14 protein-coding genes and 2 tRNA genes are annotated in these 16,629 nt (G+C 56.5%); 12 read left to right on the top strand and 4 right to left on the bottom strand.

What is annotated here, in order from left to right; translation table 11 throughout:
• The first annotated feature begins 87 nt into the window (after nt 1-87).
• The 3 genes from ACFIOZ_RS17140 to nadA all read left to right on the top strand — a co-directional run bounded on the left by ACFIOZ_RS17140 (nt 88) and on the right by nadA (nt 1,629).
• A tRNA-Lys gene (locus tag ACFIOZ_RS17140) sits at nt 88-163 on the top strand.
• Between the two features lie 113 nt (nt 164-276).
• Nucleotides 277-352, top strand: a tRNA-Lys gene (locus ACFIOZ_RS17135).
• Nucleotides 353-600: 248 nt separating this feature from the next.
• The gene (gene nadA, locus ACFIOZ_RS17130; RefSeq protein ID WP_386079914.1) at nt 601-1,629 is read left to right on the top strand and encodes a quinolinate synthase NadA; all 1,029 of its coding nucleotides are present in this window, start codon (nt 601-603) and stop codon (nt 1,627-1,629) included.
• Between the two features lie 128 nt (nt 1,630-1,757).
• Here the strand turns inward: nadA and ACFIOZ_RS17125 are convergent, their stop codons facing one another.
• Nucleotides 1,758-3,221, bottom strand: coding sequence for a M48 family metalloprotease (locus ACFIOZ_RS17125; protein WP_386079912.1), 1,464 nt, complete (start codon nt 3,219-3,221; stop codon nt 1,758-1,760).
• A 199-nt stretch (nt 3,222-3,420) separates the two neighbouring features.
• Between ACFIOZ_RS17125 and ACFIOZ_RS17120 the strand changes: the two genes are divergently transcribed.
• Together ACFIOZ_RS17120 and ACFIOZ_RS17115 are read left to right on the top strand one after the other, a co-directional pair.
• Nucleotides 3,421-3,684 (top strand): sulfurtransferase TusA family protein, encoded by a 264-nt coding sequence (locus tag ACFIOZ_RS17120; protein ID WP_386079911.1) that lies wholly within the window; start codon nt 3,421-3,423, stop codon nt 3,682-3,684.
• On the top strand, nt 3,681-4,793 hold the full coding sequence (locus ACFIOZ_RS17115; RefSeq protein WP_386079910.1) for an AI-2E family transporter: 1,113 nt from the start codon (nt 3,681-3,683) through the stop codon (nt 4,791-4,793). The genes ACFIOZ_RS17120 and ACFIOZ_RS17115 overlap by 4 nt, the downstream gene beginning before the upstream one ends.
• Nucleotides 4,794-4,832: 39 nt before the next feature.
• On the opposite strand, the gene ACFIOZ_RS17110 is transcribed toward ACFIOZ_RS17115, so the two are convergent.
• The gene (locus tag ACFIOZ_RS17110; RefSeq protein ID WP_386079909.1) at nt 4,833-5,309 is read right to left on the bottom strand and encodes a peroxiredoxin; all 477 of its coding nucleotides are present in this window, start codon (nt 5,307-5,309) and stop codon (nt 4,833-4,835) included.
• Nucleotides 5,310-5,603: 294 nt separating this feature from the next.
• Between ACFIOZ_RS17110 and dapA the strand changes: the two genes are divergently transcribed.
• From dapA to purC, 3 genes are all read left to right on the top strand, one after another.
• On the top strand, nt 5,604-6,488 hold the full coding sequence (dapA, locus tag ACFIOZ_RS17105) for a 4-hydroxy-tetrahydrodipicolinate synthase (RefSeq protein ID WP_386079907.1): 885 nt from the start codon (nt 5,604-5,606) through the stop codon (nt 6,486-6,488).
• A gap of 77 nt (nt 6,489-6,565) precedes the next feature.
• The gene (bamC, locus tag ACFIOZ_RS17100) at nt 6,566-7,549 is read left to right on the top strand and encodes an outer membrane protein assembly factor BamC (RefSeq protein WP_386079905.1); all 984 of its coding nucleotides are present in this window, start codon (nt 6,566-6,568) and stop codon (nt 7,547-7,549) included.
• Nucleotides 7,550-7,581: 32 nt separating this feature from the next.
• Nucleotides 7,582-8,298: a phosphoribosylaminoimidazolesuccinocarboxamide synthase gene (purC, locus tag ACFIOZ_RS17095; protein ID WP_386079904.1), complete on the top strand. Its 717-nt coding sequence runs from the start codon at nt 7,582-7,584 to the stop codon at nt 8,296-8,298.
• A gap of 15 nt (nt 8,299-8,313) precedes the next feature.
• On the opposite strand, the gene tsaA is transcribed toward purC, so the two are convergent.
• The gene (tsaA, locus tag ACFIOZ_RS17090) at nt 8,314-9,051 is read right to left on the bottom strand and encodes a tRNA (N6-threonylcarbamoyladenosine(37)-N6)-methyltransferase TrmO (RefSeq protein ID WP_386079903.1); all 738 of its coding nucleotides are present in this window, start codon (nt 9,049-9,051) and stop codon (nt 8,314-8,316) included.
• Nucleotides 9,052-9,191: 140 nt separating this feature from the next.
• Here tsaA and ACFIOZ_RS17085 point away from each other — a divergent pair, with 140 nt between their 5' ends.
• Nucleotides 9,192-9,701: a GNAT family N-acetyltransferase gene (locus ACFIOZ_RS17085; protein ID WP_386079901.1), complete on the top strand. Its 510-nt coding sequence runs from the start codon at nt 9,192-9,194 to the stop codon at nt 9,699-9,701.
• A 6-nt stretch (nt 9,702-9,707) separates the two neighbouring features.
• Here the strand turns inward: ACFIOZ_RS17085 and nadC are convergent, their stop codons facing one another.
• Nucleotides 9,708-10,562 carry a carboxylating nicotinate-nucleotide diphosphorylase gene (gene nadC, locus ACFIOZ_RS17080; protein ID WP_386079900.1) on the bottom strand — a complete coding sequence of 285 codons (855 nt, stop codon included), beginning with the start codon at nt 10,560-10,562 and terminating at the stop codon, nt 9,708-9,710.
• A 93-nt stretch (nt 10,563-10,655) separates the two neighbouring features.
• On the opposite strand from nadC, the gene ampD reads away from it, so the two are divergent.
• The 3 genes from ampD (at nt 10,656) to aceF (ending at nt 16,426) form a co-directional block, all read left to right on the top strand.
• Nucleotides 10,656-11,234 (top strand): 1,6-anhydro-N-acetylmuramyl-L-alanine amidase AmpD, encoded by a 579-nt coding sequence (ampD, locus tag ACFIOZ_RS17075; protein ID WP_386084125.1) that lies wholly within the window; start codon nt 10,656-10,658, stop codon nt 11,232-11,234.
• Between the two features lie 412 nt (nt 11,235-11,646).
• Nucleotides 11,647-14,319 carry a pyruvate dehydrogenase (acetyl-transferring), homodimeric type gene (aceE, locus tag ACFIOZ_RS17070; RefSeq protein WP_386079898.1) on the top strand — a complete coding sequence of 891 codons (2,673 nt, stop codon included), beginning with the start codon at nt 11,647-11,649 and terminating at the stop codon, nt 14,317-14,319.
• Nucleotides 14,320-14,377: 58 nt separating this feature from the next.
• On the top strand, nt 14,378-16,426 hold the full coding sequence (aceF, locus tag ACFIOZ_RS17065; RefSeq protein ID WP_386079897.1) for a pyruvate dehydrogenase complex dihydrolipoyllysine-residue acetyltransferase: 2,049 nt from the start codon (nt 14,378-14,380) through the stop codon (nt 16,424-16,426).
• Nucleotides 16,427-16,629 lie beyond the last annotated feature (203 nt).

Here is a 16,629-nt window from a genome sequence, read left to right as displayed (position 1 = left end):
ACGCAAATGGTTCATTATTGTAGAGTGAAAGCGAAAAAACGCTTGCTATCAATAAGGTGTAAGCGTAGGATATGCATCCGTTCAGACGGGTCGTTAGCTCAGTTGGTAGAGCAGTTGACTTTTAATCAATTGGTCGCAGGTTCGAATCCTGCACGACCCACCATTCAAACGACTGGTCAGTTTGGAAAGTCCGTTTGAATTCGTTGGTGAACGTTTAAAGTATGTGTAGCAGCAGAATGTGTAGCAAAGCTGGTAAGTAAACAGCACAGCAAGTTTGGGTCGTTAGCTCAGTTGGTAGAGCAGTTGACTTTTAATCAATTGGTCGCAGGTTCGAATCCTGCACGACCCACCAAATTCAACGCCCCTGGCAGTTTAGCTGCCAGGGGCGTTTTGCTGTGTGCGACATTCTGTTTGCAGTCAAACGCTATTCCCCGCCAAAATGGTTTAAAATAAATCTGTTCCGAATGGATTTTAAGCGATGGCCATCGCGAGAGACGCAGCGGCCAATCGCACATACGAGCGGCGCATGTGCAAGACGCTGATGCGCCGTGACCCAGTGTTTAACAGGGGGATTCCCTGTTCGTCACAGTGGTAGACACAATGACTATTATGACTACGCAAGCGAAGCTTGATGCTCCGCTACCCACGGCCTACTGCCCGACCCGCATTCCCGCGGAAGATCAGGCCCGGGTTGAAGAGATTAAGCGGCTGTTGAAAGCCCATAACGCCGTTTTGGTTGCCCACTACTACACCGATGATGCTATCCAACAACTGGCGGAAGAGACCGGCGGCTGTGTCGCTGACTCATTAGAGATGGCGCGCTTTGGTGCTCGCCACGACGCCACCACGCTGGTCGTCGCCGGGGTTCGCTTTATGGGTGAAACTGCCAAGATTCTTTCGCCTGAAAAGCGCGTGCTGATGCCCACCTTGGAAGCCACCTGCTCGCTGGATATTGGCTGTCCTGCCGATGAGTTCAGCGCTTTCTGTGATGCCCACCCTGACCGCACCGTAGTGGTATATGCCAATACCTCTGCTGCCGTTAAGGCGCGGGCGGATTGGGTAGTCACATCGTCGATTGCGGTAGAGGTGATCGAACACCTGCAGGCTAAAGGCGAGAAAATTCTCTGGGCGCCCGATAAGCATTTGGGCGGCTATATCCAGAACAAAACCGGCGCCGATATGCTGATGTGGGACGGCGCCTGTATTGTTCATGAAGAGTTTAAGGCCAAGGGTGTTGAAGACCTGAAGCGCATCTATCCGGATGCTGCAGTGCTGGTGCACCCCGAGTCGCCGGAGCCGGTGGTTAAACTGGCCGACGTGGCAGGTTCCACCTCGCAACTGATCAAGGCGGCTAAAGAGCTACCCAATGATAAGCTGATTGTGGCGACGGATCGGGGTATCTTTTTCAAGATGCAGCAGGCGGTACCCGACAAAACCCTGTTTGAAGCGCCTACAGCGGGCAATGGGGCAACTTGCCGCAGCTGTGCCCACTGCCCCTGGATGGCTATGAACGCACTGGATAATCTGGCGGGTGCATTGCGCGAGGGAAGCGGTGAAATTGAGGTGGATGAAGCGCTGCGCCTACAGGCTTTAAAGCCCCTTGAGCGAATGCTTAACTTCAACGCTTAGCGGGAGATGATTAACCGAATGGCATTGCGAACGTAGAAGTGCCATAGCGAGCGAAGTGAAGCAATTTCGGAGGCTTCCAACGCAGGTTGAGATTGCCGCTTCGCTGTGCTCCTCGCAGTGACATAGGTTTAGTTAAAATCTTCCAGGGTTTCGCGATACTCAATGAAATCCTCGCGGCGCTGCTCGATTCTCGCCAGTGCCTGCTGGTCGTTCTCACGCTCGGCGGCATCCCGGGCGATGGAGAGCTGGCGAATGCCGCGATCAACGCGACCGGTTAGCTGGAGGTACTCGGCCCGGGCCAAATGCCCCCAGCTGTCATGTCCACTGCGCCCGGCGGCTTCAGCCAGCAGATTAAAGCCCTGCGGGTTTTCCGGGTGTTGTGCGGTAATATCGTTTAGCAACTGGTAAGCCGCCTGTGGGTCGCGCTGTAGCTGCGCTTCAGCCAGGGTCAGCTGGGCAGGCAGATAGTTGGGCATAAAGCGCAGCAATCGCTGGCTGCGCTGAATGGCCTGTTCGTAGCGCCCCGCTTCCAGCGCCACGCTGGCGGCAGAGGCGGGCAGCATGGCGTAGTCAGGATGCTGGTTGGCAAGCCTATCCAACTGCTCCAGAGCGCTGTCGGTTTGGCTGTTGCGCGCATCGATGAGTGCCGCCAGGTAATCCTGGGCGGCTTGGTAGGCACCTTCCCGAGACAGGCGAGACATGGCTTGCTGGGGAGCGTTGCTGTAAATGCTCAGTAGCGCCCGGGCGCGCATCATGTCGTAAAGGGTATCGCTGGTGTACGCATCGGCGACATTGAGTTGAGCGGCGCGGGCTTGTGCGGCGCTAAGACGACTGTCGGTAACCGGGTGGGTAAGTAGGAATTCCGGCGGCGTATCGCCCTGAAGGCGAGCCATTCGCTGCATGGCTGAGAACATGCGTACCATTGCCTCCGGATCATAGCCAGCGTCGGCCATGGCCTGCAGGCCTATGTTATCGGCCTCCTGTTCGAACAGCCGCGAGTAGCTGAGTTGATCCTGAATCAGTGCCGCCTGAGACCCCATGGCGGTCGCCATGCCAACGTCGCCGCCGCCACTGGCGGCAATCAGCATGCCTGCCAGCATGGCCGCCATAGCGGGCAGTTGGGTCTGTGCTGCACGGGCACTGCCCCGAGCATAGTGGCGTTGAGAGAGGTGGCCCAGTTCGTGGGCTAACACCGAGACAAACGCACCTTCATCTTCGGCAAACGCGAATAGCCCCGAATTGATGCCCACCACGCCGCCAGGTACGGCAAAGGCGTTCAGGGAGCCGTTATCGACCATGACGGTGATGGTACGCAGGCCGTTAATCTGGCTGTGTGGGGCCAGCCGGGCAATTAGGCTTTGCAAATAGTCATTGGTAATGGGGTCTTGCCACTGTGGGGCCTGAGCACGAAACTGACGCAACCAGGCGCGGCCCAAACGATACTCTTCATTGCTGACAGAGGTAGATGCCGCCCCTAAACTGGGTAAGCCGTAATCGTTATTACCAGCGCTTGGTGGACTAAACAGTAAGCTGCCACAGGCACAAGCGAACGCACATATCCAGCCTGGGTAAGCGGTACGATGGGTCGGCATGGCATCCTCTTAAGTGATAGGTAAGCACGTCAGTCACAGTGTGACATTGATAAAGGCGGGGAAGTGCCGTTAAATCGACTGCCTAATGAAATCAATCGCTAAAAGACAGTGTATGCCGCAGCGTTTATTAAACAATGTTTATGCAACAGCAGTGATCAATCTACGCCGTCAATAGGCAAGTTATTTTGAGGGAGAGTGTATGTCTGAGCAAACCGGGGGCTTTCAACCCGACACGGTGCTTGACGCTTGTGGGCTGCATTGCCCATTGCCATTGCTAAAAGCGAAGCAGGCTTTGGCAAGCTTGGCGGCAGGTCAATTATTGGAAGTACGCTCAACGGATGCTGGTTCGTGGCGGGATATGGCGTCGTTTTCCGACCAGAGTGCGCATACGCTGGAGGGTCGTGAGCAGCGCGACGACGTCTACGTGTATTGGATTAGAAAAGCGGGAGACGCGCACTCATGACCCTGCGCACGATTCTAAAAAGCTGGGTTGAGCGTTACTTCTCGGATGAGGAGGCGCTCATTTTGCTGGTAGTGCTAGTGGCGGGCTTTGCAGCGATTATCTGGTTCGGACGGATGCTGGCGCCCTTTTTTACCGCACTGGTGATCGCGTTTCTGCTGCAAGGTGTCGTCGGTGCGCTTACCCGGCGAGGAGTGCCACATCTGCTGGCGGTTATCCTGGTTTTTCTGGCGTTTATCAGTGTGCTGCTTACCTTGGCGTTTATTTTGATGCCGTTGATCTGGAATCAGCTAGTGGGGCTGGTTCAAGAGACTCCGCGGATGTTTGCCAGTGGCCAGGGGTGGCTGGATGAGTTGCAGGCGCGCTATCCGAACATTATTACGCCGGATCAGATGCAGAGCTGGATAGGTGTCGCAAGCCGGGAAATCAGTCAGTTAGGCCAGCGCGCTTTAACGCTCTCGTTAGCCTCGCTAGGTAACATTATGGCGCTGATCATCTACCTGGTGCTGGTGCCGATTCTGGTCTTCTTTATGCTCAAGGATCGCGACGTGCTGGTCGGTTTTATACTCTCACTGCTGCCCCAAAAGCGTACGCTGCTATCGCGTATTTGGCGTGAGATGGACGATCAAATTGCCAACTATATCCGCGGCAAGTTCATTGAAATCATCATCGTGGGCACGGTCTCGTTCTTTACCTTTGCCTTCTTTGGGTTGCCTTATACGGCGCTGTTGGCGGTGCTGGTGGGTTTTTCAGTGCTGGTGCCCTACATCGGGGCGGCGGTGGCCACGCTGCCGGTAGCTGCGGTGGCTGGGTTTCACTTTGGTATTAGTGAACAGTTTGCATATGTGCTGGTGGCTTATGGCGTGATTCAGGCGTTGGATGGCAACGTATTGGCACCGGTGCTGTTCTCAGAGACCAATAATATTCATCCGGTCTCGATCATTGTGGCGGTGCTGTTCTTCGGTGGGATTTGGGGCTTCTGGGGTATTTTCTTCGCCATTCCCTTGGCCACGCTGCTGAAAGCGCTGATTTACGCTTGGCCGCGCAGCATGCAAGGGCGTGATGAGCAGCGGGGGCTGCAAGCCCAGGCGCCGGTAAAAGAGTACGAGTAGCGCCCGAACACTGCCCGCGCTGGTCGCGGGCATGAGGGGTTAACTAGCTGCGTTAAGTTTTTCAGCCGCGGCAAGCACTTCGTCAGCGTGGCCAGGCACTTTAACGCCACGCCACTCTTGGGCTAGCTTGCCCTCCTTATCAATCAGGAAGGTGCTGCGCTCAATTCCCAGGTGCTCCTTGCCATACATCTTTTTGAGCTTGATAACGTCAAACAGAGTGCAAACATTTTCATCTTTGTCGGAAATGAGATCAAAATTGAAATCCTGCTTGGCCTTGAAGTTCTCCTGAGCGCGTAGGCCGTCACGAGAGACACCTAGAATCACTGTATTCGCGGCATCAAAGGCGGATTTACGATCGCGAAAGTCCCCGCCCTCGGTGGTGCAGCCGGGCGTGCTGGCTTTCGGATAGAAGTAAATGACCACTTGTTTGCCGCGCAGTTCGGATAGCGTCACGGTGGTATCACCCGTGGCGGTGGCGGAGAAGGCGGCAACGGGCTGACCAATTTCAATAGACATAGAGTCTCCTTATTGACGTGGGTGTTAAAGGTGAAGTGCTAGGCACGATTACACGTAAGCCAGGGGCCATTGTCAAAGCTCAAAACAGGGTGACGGCAAACTCACATCGCTTTACGCTGTACAGGCTCGAATCGCCTGAGTACCATTTGTCCTCTGTGCGGTGTAGTGCTTGAGGCAAAATAGCGGGATCCCGCTCGGTTTAGAGAAGTATCTAAAACACTTAGCACTTAAAAAACTTAGCACTTAAAAACGTAGATAGTTGATATCACAATTTGGCTGGTGAGGAATAAACGGATGATCACAGGCAGCATTGTCGCCCTGGCGACGCCTATGAAAGTCAATGGCGACATCGACTGGGAGGCGCTTCGTCGCCTGGTGAACTTCCATCTCGAAAATGGCACCGATGCCATTGTGGCTGCTGGCACCACGGGCGAACCGACGACCATGTCCTTCGCAGAACACTTTGACGTCATTCGCAGCGTGGTAGAAGAGGTCAATGGCCGTATCCCCGTCATTGCCGGTACTGGCTCGAACAACACCACTGAAGCAGTGGAGCTGACCCGCTACGCTAAAGAGGTGGGGGCAGACTACTGCCTGACGGTGGCTCCCTACTATAACAAACCTACCCAGGAAGGCCTGTTTCAGCACTTCAAGGCCACCGCTGAGGCCAGCGATCTGCCGGTTATTCTTTACAATGTGCCTGGTCGCACCTGCTCGGATATCTACAACGAGACCGTGCTACGCCTGGCCGAAGTCGATAATATTATCGGTTTAAAAGACGCTACGGGGAACCTGGAGCGTGCGGAAGATCTAATCACTCGCCTAAAGGGCAGTGACTTTATGCTCTACTCTGGTGACGATGCCACCGCCTGTGACTTTATGTTGATGGGGGGGCATGGCGATATCTCCGTTACCGCCAATGTTGCCCCCAGAGCGATGCATGAGCTATGTGCGGCAGCTGTCGCCGGTGATGCCGATAAGGCGCATCAGATTAATACGCGTTTGATGCCGCTGCACACCAATCTGGGTATAGAGTCGAATCCTATTCCGGTGAAGTGGGCGCTGAATCGTATGGGGTACGCGGAAGCGGGTATTCGCCTACCGTTAACCTGGCTGTCGGAAAAGTACCACGCCACAGTGAGCGAGGCGCTGCAGCTGGCGGGCGTCGTAGAGGAGTAACTCGACGCAATACCCTTTGCTACCCGGCTCATCTACCGCTGAGCTGGGTACCTGATTTGTTGACTTAAGGTGGCTTGATGAGCTCTGTGCTTGAAATACGTGCGCTTAAATGGGTTCCGCTGGCACTTGCAGCGGCTGTCGCGCTCTCTGGTTGTGCGCGGGATGGTTTTTACCACGACCGTAATCTGGACTACACCGAGGCTGCTCCGGCGCCGCCCCTGGTGCTGCCAGAGACCCGCAATACCCAACGCTACCGCGATGCGCTGCCGGTTCCTCAAGCCGCCACCCAGGGGACACGGCTTGACGAAGCGGCAGAAATCCGCCCTCCGCAGTCACTGGCAATCGGTAGTGGTTTGGAGCCTGAGTACGTTGAGCGCCGTGAAGTGGGCGACCAAACCTGGCTAGTGGTGGCCGCCGATACCGGTACGGTTTGGCCGCAGTTGGAAGAGTTTGTACGCAGCCGTCAGTTGGAAGTACTCCAGAGTAGCGCTTCCCAGGGGGTTATTGTGACGTCCCAGGCGGAAATACGCCTCCAAAGCGCGCTGCGCGCAGGGAGTAGCGAGGTTCGCTGTGAGCGCGGCGGGCAGACCATGGCTAGCTGCCTGGATGCATTAGAGAGCCATCTCAGTGCACGCAGTGCATCTGCCAGCGTCTCCTCTTCCTGGACGGCGCAGCGTCTTACCGATGAGCAAACGCTGCAACTTCGCCAGCAAGGCGACGAGTGGGAAGTGATTATTCCCCAGCCAGTTGACCGTGTCTGGGCCGAACTGAACCACTACCTTGAGCTGGATTTTGCCCAAGAAGGGCAGCGTGATTTGCTGGCTGCCGATCCGGCCAGCCACGAGTTTATGGTTGAATACATGACCGAAACCGAGCGTAACCGCAACCCGCTGCAAATTGTCTTTAGCGCGGACGTGCGCAAGATGTCTCAAGAGATCCGTCTTGCCCTGCAGCCCGACGGCGATCAGACGATTCTGCGTGCCATCAATGCCAGTGAGCGGGCATTCAGCGCCGATGATCAGCGCGAGCTGCTTGAGCGTGTCTCCGGCTATTTACGTTAATTTGTTGATCCTTGACCCTTTACGGAGCCCCCATGGAAAAGCGCCAAGAACTCTACGCCGGTAAGGCGAAATCTGTGTACACCACCGACGATCCGGATTTGTTGGTGCTCAATTTTCGCGATGACACCAGCGCCTTCGACGGTAAAAAAGTGGAGTCGCTGGCCCGCAAGGGGATGGTCAATAACATCTTTAACGCCTTCATTATGGAGCGGCTGCTGGAAGCGGGTATTCCTACCCACTTTGTAAAGCAGCTCTCCAATACCGAGAGTCTGGTCAAAAAGATGCAGATGATCCCGGTGGAGTGCGTAGTCCGCAATATCGCCGCGGGTGGCTTGGTGAAGCGGCTGGGTGTCGAAGAGGGTATCGCCCTGACGCCACCGACCTTTGAACTGTTCTTAAAGAACGATGAGAAGGGCGACCCGATGATCAATGAGTCGCTGGCGGAAACCTTCGGCTGGGCCACGCCTGAGCAGTTAGCCAAAATGAAGGTGCTCACCTTTAAGGTTAACCATATCCTCAAAGCGCTGTTTGCTGAAGGCGATATGCTGCTGGTGGATTACAAGCTGGAGTTTGGTGTCTTCAAGGGTGAAGTGGTGCTGGGGGATGAATTCTCTCCGGATGGTTGCCGCCTCTGGGATGCCAACACCCGTGAGAAGCTGGATAAAGACCGCTTCCGCCAGGGGTTGGGTGGTGTGATTGAGGCGTATGAGGAAGTTGGACGCCGTTTAGGCATCACTTTCCCCGCGTAAACCGTCACGGCCGAGTTAGGACGTGGCGTAAGGTTCGATAGCCATCACCTCTAAGGTGGTGGCTTCACCGTTTTGGCGAAGGCAAAACTTAACGTCCACATCGCGCAGTCGCACACCGTAAAGTCGCTCAACCCCCTGATCCTTTTGCTTGTAGGCGGGCCTAGGGTCTTGGCTTAGCACCTGTTCAATTAATGCCTGCAGTGTGGCACTGTCCTGGCGCTGAGCGAGCATGTCCAGCGCTGTGGGATGAAAGGTGACATCCATGAGCGATGGCGCAGCAGGGGCAAACCCGGCCTGTGCGTTGGGATGAGATTCGGCCCAAGGCAGATAAGGCTTGATATCGACCACCGGGGTGCCACTGACTAAATCGCAGCCCTGGAGAAGCAGAGTGACGCCATGCTGAGTGTCGATAGCGATTAATCTCACCAGCGAGAGCCCCAAGCGGTTGGGGCGGTGGGTGCTGCGGCTGGCAAAAACCCCCACCTTTTTATTGCCCCCCAGGCGCGGTGGCCTTACCAGCGGCGACCAGCGCTCGGGGCTTTGATGAAAAATAAAGCTCAGCCATAGGTGGCTGAACTCTTCCAAACCGCGCACGGCGAGTGGGTCGTTGTAAGGCGCCGTGAGGACAAGCTGGGCATTGGCCGCCGGAGCGAGCCCCGGCTGGCGCGGGATGCCGAATTTATCAGGGTAGTCGCTGACCACATGACCAATGGGCGTCAGCGTAAAGTGCTCGCTGTTAGGGGCGTCGTCCATCACACTGCCTTTTGCTAGGGTTGATTCGCGTATAATTGATCCAAGTAGTATAAAGCAGGCCAATGCCTTAAGCGTGACCAAATGGGGCGTGATCGAATGTGTCTTGATCAAATGAACGTTGAACAGCTCAGAGGTGACGCATGACGAATACCGAAACCGGTACGCGGATAACCTATCGCGCGGCGCTGGCCCGGGATGCTGCTGACCAGGCGGAAGTGTTTTACCACGCTGTAATGCAAGGTGCGGCCACACATTATACGCTCTCGGAGCGAAAGGCCTGGGCGCAGGCGCTGCCCCGAGAGGGCAGCGCATGGGGAGTTAGGCAGGCGCTCTACACCACCTTGGTGGCAAATTGCGATGGTCGCTGCGTGGGGTTTCTCGAGCTGGATTTAGTCGCCGGGCGGGTTGAAACCCTCTATGTGTGGCCCTCATTGGCTGGCCGCGGTATCGGCACCACGCTGTTGGTACATGCCGAGCGGATGCTCATTGAAGAGGGCAAGGGGCAAATTGAGATAGAGGCTAGCTCAGTGCTTCATGAGCGCTTATTGCGCCGTGGCTGGAAGAACCACGGCGAGGAGTGGGTCGAGCGAAGCGGGGAGCGACTGTTGCGTTATAAGCTCACCAAGCGGCTTAACGCCGTCGAAACATAAGCAGAGTTACACGCTATAGCTGCGGGTAATCCGCATGGAAAGATCGATCGAGGCGATGTCCTTGGTTAAGGCGCCGCTGGAGATACAGTCAACGCCGGTATCGGCGATTGCCCGCAGAGTGGTGGCGTCCACATTGCCTGAAGCTTCCAGGGTGGCGCGGCCACCGTTAATTTCAACGGCCACGTGGAGGTCTTCAATGGCAAAGTTGTCGAGCATGACGATATCAGCCCCCGCTGCCAGCGCCTGATCCAGCTCTTCAAAGGTTTCTACCTCGACTTCCACAGGCAAGTCGCTGGCTAGTTTGCGTGCCTGAGACACCGCCGCTTGAATTCCCCCGCAGGCAGCAATGTGGTTCTCTTTGATCAAAAACGCGTCCCACAGGCCAATTCGGTGGTTGTGGCCGCCTCCACAGGTGACCGCATACTTTTGCGCCAAGCGCATACCGGGTAACGTTTTGCGAGTATCCAGCAGGCGGACGCCGGTGCCCTCGATCAGGTCGACATAGGCGCGGGTGGCCGTGGCAGTGGCCGACAGCGTTTGCAGCACATTAAGCGCTGCCCGCTCGCCGGTCAGCAGGATGCGGGCAGGGCCTTCCAGGGTTAGGAAACATTGACCCGCTTCAAGTTTATCGCCATCGGCGGCATGCCAGTTCAGGCTGACTCGGCTATCTAGGCGACGAAACAGTTCATCTACCCAAGGGGCTCCGCACAGTATGGCGGCGTCACGGCTAATCACATCGGCGCTGGCCCACTGATGCTCAGGGATCAGTTGCGCGGTAATATCACCCGGGCCAACGTCCTCAGCCAACAGGCGAGCGGCGCTGGCGCGGATTTCTTCAGCAAGAGCGGATTGATAATGCATGGCAGTGATTCTCTGAACGTCATCGATTGTGGGCGGCCATTATAATGAAAGAGAGCCGTGGAAGAACGCGTTACCGTAGAGGAGACCATGCGTATGGAAGACAAACAACCCTTTAGCGGTTGGTGGAGTAGCGCCCGGCAAGTCGTTTCACCCAACTGCGACGCCCGGCCCAGTAGGGAGGTCTCGCTACTACTTGTTCACGCTATTAGTCTGCCTCCCGGTCAGTTTAGCGGCGACGCTATTGAGGCGCTATTTACCAACCGGTTGCCGATTGGTGAGCACCCCTTTTTTACGGAAATAGCGCACTTAAGAGTCTCCGCTCATCTGCTTATTCGTCGTGATGGCGAATGCGTGCAGTTTGTTGATACAGATCATCGTGCCTGGCATGCCGGTCGCTCATGCTGGTGGGACGCTCACCAACCAGGGTGGCGAACAGCGCTCAACGATTTCTCGGTGGGTATTGAGCTTGAGGGAGATGACCTTACCCCTTACCGAAAAGCTCAGTATAGCGCGCTGGTAGAGGCGACAGTGTGGTTAATGGCGCGCTACCCCCAGATCAATAGCGAGCGTATTACCAGTCATGCCCATGTGGCGCCGCTGCGTAAAACAGACCCGGGGCCGGCATTTGATTGGGCGTATTTTCACCAGCAACTGCGTCGCGCGTTGCGCTAGCGGACGAAGGAGCGATTTAAAGGCTAAGTGCTTCACTCCCAACGTAATAAAACGGTAGTTTAATTACATTTCGTGGCTAGCGGGCAGCCGCCTAGTATGCTCTATATATCGCTTATGTTGCACTGCAATAGTTTGTTTTCGATAGGCTTTTCCACTGCGACGGAATTGGCAGCGTGGCGACTTTGAGGTATCTTCCCCTATACAAAAGGCTAACGCTTAACAGCATCATGTAGCTTTACTACGTCAATAAGTATCTAAATAAGTACGTAGCTTGTTGAATGTAGAGCTAAAACCCTATCCGGCGTTTGATCACCGGCTGAATATTGGCGAGTGGTGGACTTCCACACCGCCACCCCAGGCCCTTCAGGGTAGCGGGGATTATTGTCATTTATCGTCATTCGGAGAGACCTCTATGAGTCTGGAGACAAGAGAAGATCTCGATCCGATCGAAACCACGGAATGGATTGATTCCCTGGAGTCGGTATTGGATCGTGAGGGCGAAGATCGTGCCCGCTACCTGATGACCCGCCTGGCGGATCGCCTGCGTCGGGACGGTATGAAGGTGCCCTTCTCGGTGACAACCCCGCACCGAAATACGATCCCGGTTCACCGCGAAGCACCGATGCCTGGCGACCTGTTCATGGAGCGCCGTATTCGCTCTTTGATCCGTTACAACGCCATCGCCCAGGTCATTCGCAACAACCGCGCCAAGCCGGGCCTGGGTGGCCACATTGCCAGCTTTATGTCCTCGGCGACCCTGTATGACGTGGGCTTTAACCACTTCTTCCGCGCCCCCCAGGGCGACTTTGCCGGTGACCTGATCTATATCCAGGGCCACGTAGCACCGGGTATCTACGCACGCTCCTATTTGGAAGGCCGTCTATCGGAAGAGCAGATGGACAAGTTCCGCCAGGAAGTGGACGGCGATGGTCTATCCTCCTACCCGCACCCGTGGCTGATGCCTGACTACTGGCAGTTCCCCACGGTCTCCATGGGCCTGGGCCCCATTCAAGCGATCTATCAAGCCCACGTGATGAAGTACCTGCATCACCGTGAGCTGAAGGATATGTACGACCGCAAGATCTGGTGCTTCATGGGCGACGGCGAGTGTGACGAGCCGGAATCCCTGGGGGCTATTTCCCTGGCCGGGCGTGAAAACCTCGACAACCTGATCTTCGTCATCAACTGCAACCTGCAGCGCCTGGACGGCCCGGTACGCGGCAACTCGCGGGTGATGGACGAGTTCGAAGGCGTCTTCCGTGGCGCTGGCTGGAACGTGATCAAGGTCGTCTGGGGCCGTCACTGGGATCCGCTGTTCGAGAAGGATAAGAAAGGCATCCTTCAGAAACGCATGGATGAAGCGGTCGACGGCGAGTACCAGAACTACAAAGCCAACGGCGGCGCTTACACCCGTGAGCACTTCTTTGGCAAATATCCAGAAACCGAGGCGATGGTCAACGACCTCTCCGACGAAGATATCTGGAAGCTCAACCGCGGTGGCCACGACCCGTTCAAGGTTTACGCGGCGTACAACGAAGCGGTGAACACCTCCAACGGCAAGCCCACGGTGATTCTGGCGCATACCGTTAAAGGTTACGGCATGGGCAGTGGCGATGGCGAAGCGGCCAACGAAGCGCACCAGGTCAAGAGCATGGAGTACGAAGCGCTCAAGACCTTCCGTGATCGCTTCGGCATTCCGCTGACCGACGAACAGCTCAAAGACGTGCCCTACTACAAGCCGGAAGAGGACTCTCCCGAGCTCAAGTACATGCACCTGCAGCGTGAGCGTCTGGGTGGCTATCTGCCCAGCCGCCAGAGCGACTTCGAAGCCCTGGAGATCCCCAGCCTCGAAGACAAGACCTTTGCCTCGCAAATGGGCGGCTCGAAAGGGCGTGAAGTCTCCACCACCATGGCGTTTGTGCGCGTACTCAATGGCCTGGTGAAAGATAAGACGCTGGGCAAGAAGGTGGTGCCGATTATTCCTGACGAGGCGCGTACCTTCGGTATGGAAGGCATGTTCCGTCAGTTGGGGATCTACACCTCGGAAGGCCAGAAGTACGAGCCGGTGGATAAAGGCCAGATCATGTTCTACCGCGAGGATCAGAAAGGTCAGATCCTCGAAGAGGGCATTACCGAAGCGGGCGCCATGTCGGCCTGGATCGCCGCGGCGACCTCCTACAGCAACAACAACGTCACGCTGCTGCCGTTCTACATCTACTACTCAATGTTTGGCTTCCAGCGCATCGGCGACCTGGCCTGGGCGGCGGGTGACCTGCAGGCCCGCGGCTTTATGGTCGGCGGCACCGCAGGGCGCACCACGCTTAACGGCGAAGGCCTGCAGCACCAGGATGGCCACAGCCTGATTCAGGCCTCCACCATCCCCAACTGCCGCAGCTACGACCCGACCTATGCCCATGAAGTCGCCGTGATTCTGCAGGATGGTCTGAAGCGCATGTTCACCGACAAGGAGAACTGCTTCTACTACCTGACGGTGATGAACGAGAACTACGAGCACCCGGCGCTGGAAAACGTCCCCGCCGACGATATCGTCAAGGGCATGTACCTGCTGCGCGAAACCAAAGGCGACAAGGGCCGCGTTCAACTGCTCGGCTCGGGCACCATTCTGCGCGAAGTGGAAGCGGCCGCTGAGTTGCTCGAGAACGATTGGGGCATCGGCGCCGACATTTGGAGCGTGACCAGCTTTAACGAGCTGCGTCGTGAAGCGCTGCTGCTGGATCGTGAAGCCTTCCTGAACCCAGACGCCGAGGCTGCCAAGCCTCACGTCACTAAGTGCCTGGAAGGGCGCGACGGCCCGGTGATCGCCTCGACCGACTACATGAAGCTGTATGCCGATCAAGTGCGCGCCTGGGTACCGGGTGACTACACTGTACTGGGCACCGATGGCTTTGGCCGTTCAGACACCCGCGAGAAGCTGCGCTACTTCTTCGAAGTAGACCGCTACTTCGTGACCGTGGCGGCGCTGCGTGCGCTGGCTGAACGTGGTGAGATTGATCGCAAGCAGGTTGGTGAAGCGCTTAAGAAGTACGGCATCGATGCCAATAAGCCTAACCCGCTGACTAGCTAAACCGCTGACCGGTGGGCGGTGGCCCACCGGCTCGATCCGATTTGGAAGGAGCGCGACCTTGAGTAGCGAAATCATCAAAGTTCCCGATATCGGTGGCGATACCGATGTCGAAATCATCGAGATTGCGGTGTCAGAAGGCGACGTCATCGAAGCGGAAGACACCCTAATCACGCTGGAATCCGACAAAGCCAGCATGGATGTACCGGCCCCGAAAGGCGGCAAGGTACTCAAAGTGCTGGTTAAAGAAGGCGATAGCGTCTCGGAAGGGGACGATATCGTAGAGCTGGAAGTCGAAGGCGGCGGCGAGGAGGAGCAAGAGAAGACGCAAGAGAGCTCGTCTGACAGCCAGCCTGAAGAGGCCCCAGCCAAGCAAGAAAAAACCCAAGAGCCGTCTCAAGAGCAGAAGCCCGCGGCTAAAAAGTCCGCCGGCGGTAAGCAGACGGTGGATATCAAAGTGCCCGATCTCGGCGGCTCGGACAGCGTCGAAATTATCGAAGTCGCGGTCAGTGAAGGCGATGAGGTCGAGGCCGAAGATACCCTGATCACCCTGGAGTCTGATAAAGCCTCCATGGACGTGCCCAGCCCACATAGCGGTAAGATCGTTAGCTTTACCGTGAAAGAGGGCGACACCGTCTCGGAAGGCGATGTGATCGGTAAGATGGAGATCGCTGGCGAAGGCGGCGACGATAGTGAAGAGGCACCGCAAGAGAGTGCTTCTTCTCAGCAGTCGTCTAGTCAAGCCAGCAGCGAGCCGGAACAAACGGCTGAAGATGATCAGGAAGAGGCCGCCAGCGGTGAACCGGAGCGCAAAGAGATTCGTGTGCCGGATCTTTCAGGTTCCTCTGATGTGCCGATTATCGAGATCGGCGTAGCCGCGGGTGACGAGGTCAACGAAGAAGATCCGCTGATTACCCTGGAGTCCGACAAAGCCTCTATGGACGTGCCTAGCCCCTATAAAGGTAAGCTCCTTGAGCTAACCGTTAAAGAGGGCGACACCGTCTCTGAAGGCGATGTGATCGGCTATATGGAAGTGGCGGGTGCCAAAAAAGCGGCACCGAAAAAGGCCACACCAGAAAAAGCCTCGCAGAGCAGTGACAGCAAGGACAGCGCTAAACCGTCTGAGTCTCCGGCGGGCACGCCTAGTCCGGAAGCCCAAATGGCGGCCCATAAGCCCCGGGATGGCAAGCTGGTTCACGCCGGTCCCGCGGTGCGCATGCTGGCCCGCGAGCTAGGCGTCGACTTGGGGCTTGTTAAGCCCAGCGGCCCGAAAGATCGCGTGCTCAAAGAGGACGTGCAGTCCTACGTGAAGCAGGCGATTGCCAATCAGGGCAAAGCTCAGCCAGGCGCAGCAGCTGCTGTCACCGGCGGTGCAGGTATTCCGCCGATCCCGGAAGTCGACTTCAGCCAGTTTGGTGAAGTGGAAGAGAAGCCCATGGGGCGCCTGCTCAAAATGGGTGCGACCAACCTGCACCGCAGCTGGCTCAATGTGCCCCACGTCACCCAGTTCGACGAAGCGGACATCACCGAGCTGGAAGCTTTCCGCAAGGCGATGAAGGCCGAAGCGGAAGCACAGGGTGCCAAGCTGACGCCGTTGCCGTTTATGGTTAAAGCCTGCGCCTTTGCGCTGCGTAAATTCCCGCAGTTCAACGTTAGCTTGAAGGGTGACGGTGAAACCCTGGTATGGAAGAATTATGTCCATATCGGTATTGCTGTCGATACCCCTGATGGTCTGATGGTGCCGGTAGTGCGCAACGCCGACAAGAAATCCTTGATCGAGATTGCCAAGGAGATGGCGGAGCTAGGCAAGAAAGCCCAGACCAAAAAGCTTAAGCGCGACGAGATGACCGGTGGCTGCTTCACCATTTCGAGCCTCGGTTCGATTGGCGGCACGGCGTTTACCCCGATCGTCAACGCGCCGGAAGTGGCTATTCTGGGTGTCTCGAAAGCGCAGATGAAGCCGGTATGGGATGGCAGCGCCTTCCAGCCACGCCTGATGATGCCGCTGTCGCTCTCCTACGATCACCGGGCGATCAATGGCGCCGATGCGGCACGCTTTACCGCCTTCCTGGCCGATGTACTGACCGATATTCGTCGCTTACTGCTGTAACTGTTAGCGATGTGCTTACACAAGCGGCGCCCCTCGGGGCGCCGCTTGTGTTTACTCAACTTAAAGGCTTGCTAAATCTCTCGCTGGGCGACCAAAGTGGTAGATTTAGGGCATTTGGCTGTTTTAATTTAAAAAAATTGAAATAAAAGCGGGTCTCTCAGGCTTTTGGGGAGTTGTGTCGCTTGAGAGGCGCGGTTATTGTC

The organism is Vreelandella sp. F11, assembly GCF_042466685.1.
Taxonomy (GTDB): Bacteria; Pseudomonadota; Gammaproteobacteria; order Pseudomonadales; family Halomonadaceae; genus Vreelandella.
Note: the sequence above shows the minus strand (reverse complement) of the source record. Positions and strands in the feature narration are given on the sequence as shown.

Coding starts and splice junctions, on each gene's coding strand:
- nadA (WP_386079914.1), top strand. CDS start 601: ATGACTATTATGACTACGCAAGCGAAGCTTGATGCTCCGCTACCCACG.
- ACFIOZ_RS17125 (WP_386079912.1), bottom strand. CDS start 3,221: ATGCCGACCCATCGTACCGCTTACCCAGGCTGGATATGTGCGTTCGCT.
- ACFIOZ_RS17120 (WP_386079911.1), top strand. CDS start 3,421: ATGTCTGAGCAAACCGGGGGCTTTCAACCCGACACGGTGCTTGACGCT.
- ACFIOZ_RS17115 (WP_386079910.1), top strand. CDS start 3,681: ATGACCCTGCGCACGATTCTAAAAAGCTGGGTTGAGCGTTACTTCTCG.
- ACFIOZ_RS17110 (WP_386079909.1), bottom strand. CDS start 5,309: ATGTCTATTGAAATTGGTCAGCCCGTTGCCGCCTTCTCCGCCACCGCC.
- dapA (WP_386079907.1), top strand. CDS start 5,604: ATGATCACAGGCAGCATTGTCGCCCTGGCGACGCCTATGAAAGTCAAT.
- bamC (WP_386079905.1), top strand. CDS start 6,566: ATGAGCTCTGTGCTTGAAATACGTGCGCTTAAATGGGTTCCGCTGGCA.
- purC (WP_386079904.1), top strand. CDS start 7,582: ATGGAAAAGCGCCAAGAACTCTACGCCGGTAAGGCGAAATCTGTGTAC.
- tsaA (WP_386079903.1), bottom strand. CDS start 9,051: ATGGACGACGCCCCTAACAGCGAGCACTTTACGCTGACGCCCATTGGT.
- ACFIOZ_RS17085 (WP_386079901.1), top strand. CDS start 9,192: ATGACGAATACCGAAACCGGTACGCGGATAACCTATCGCGCGGCGCTG.
- nadC (WP_386079900.1), bottom strand. CDS start 10,562: ATGCATTATCAATCCGCTCTTGCTGAAGAAATCCGCGCCAGCGCCGCT.
- ampD (WP_386084125.1), top strand. CDS start 10,656: ATGGAAGACAAACAACCCTTTAGCGGTTGGTGGAGTAGCGCCCGGCAA.
- aceE (WP_386079898.1), top strand. CDS start 11,647: ATGAGTCTGGAGACAAGAGAAGATCTCGATCCGATCGAAACCACGGAA.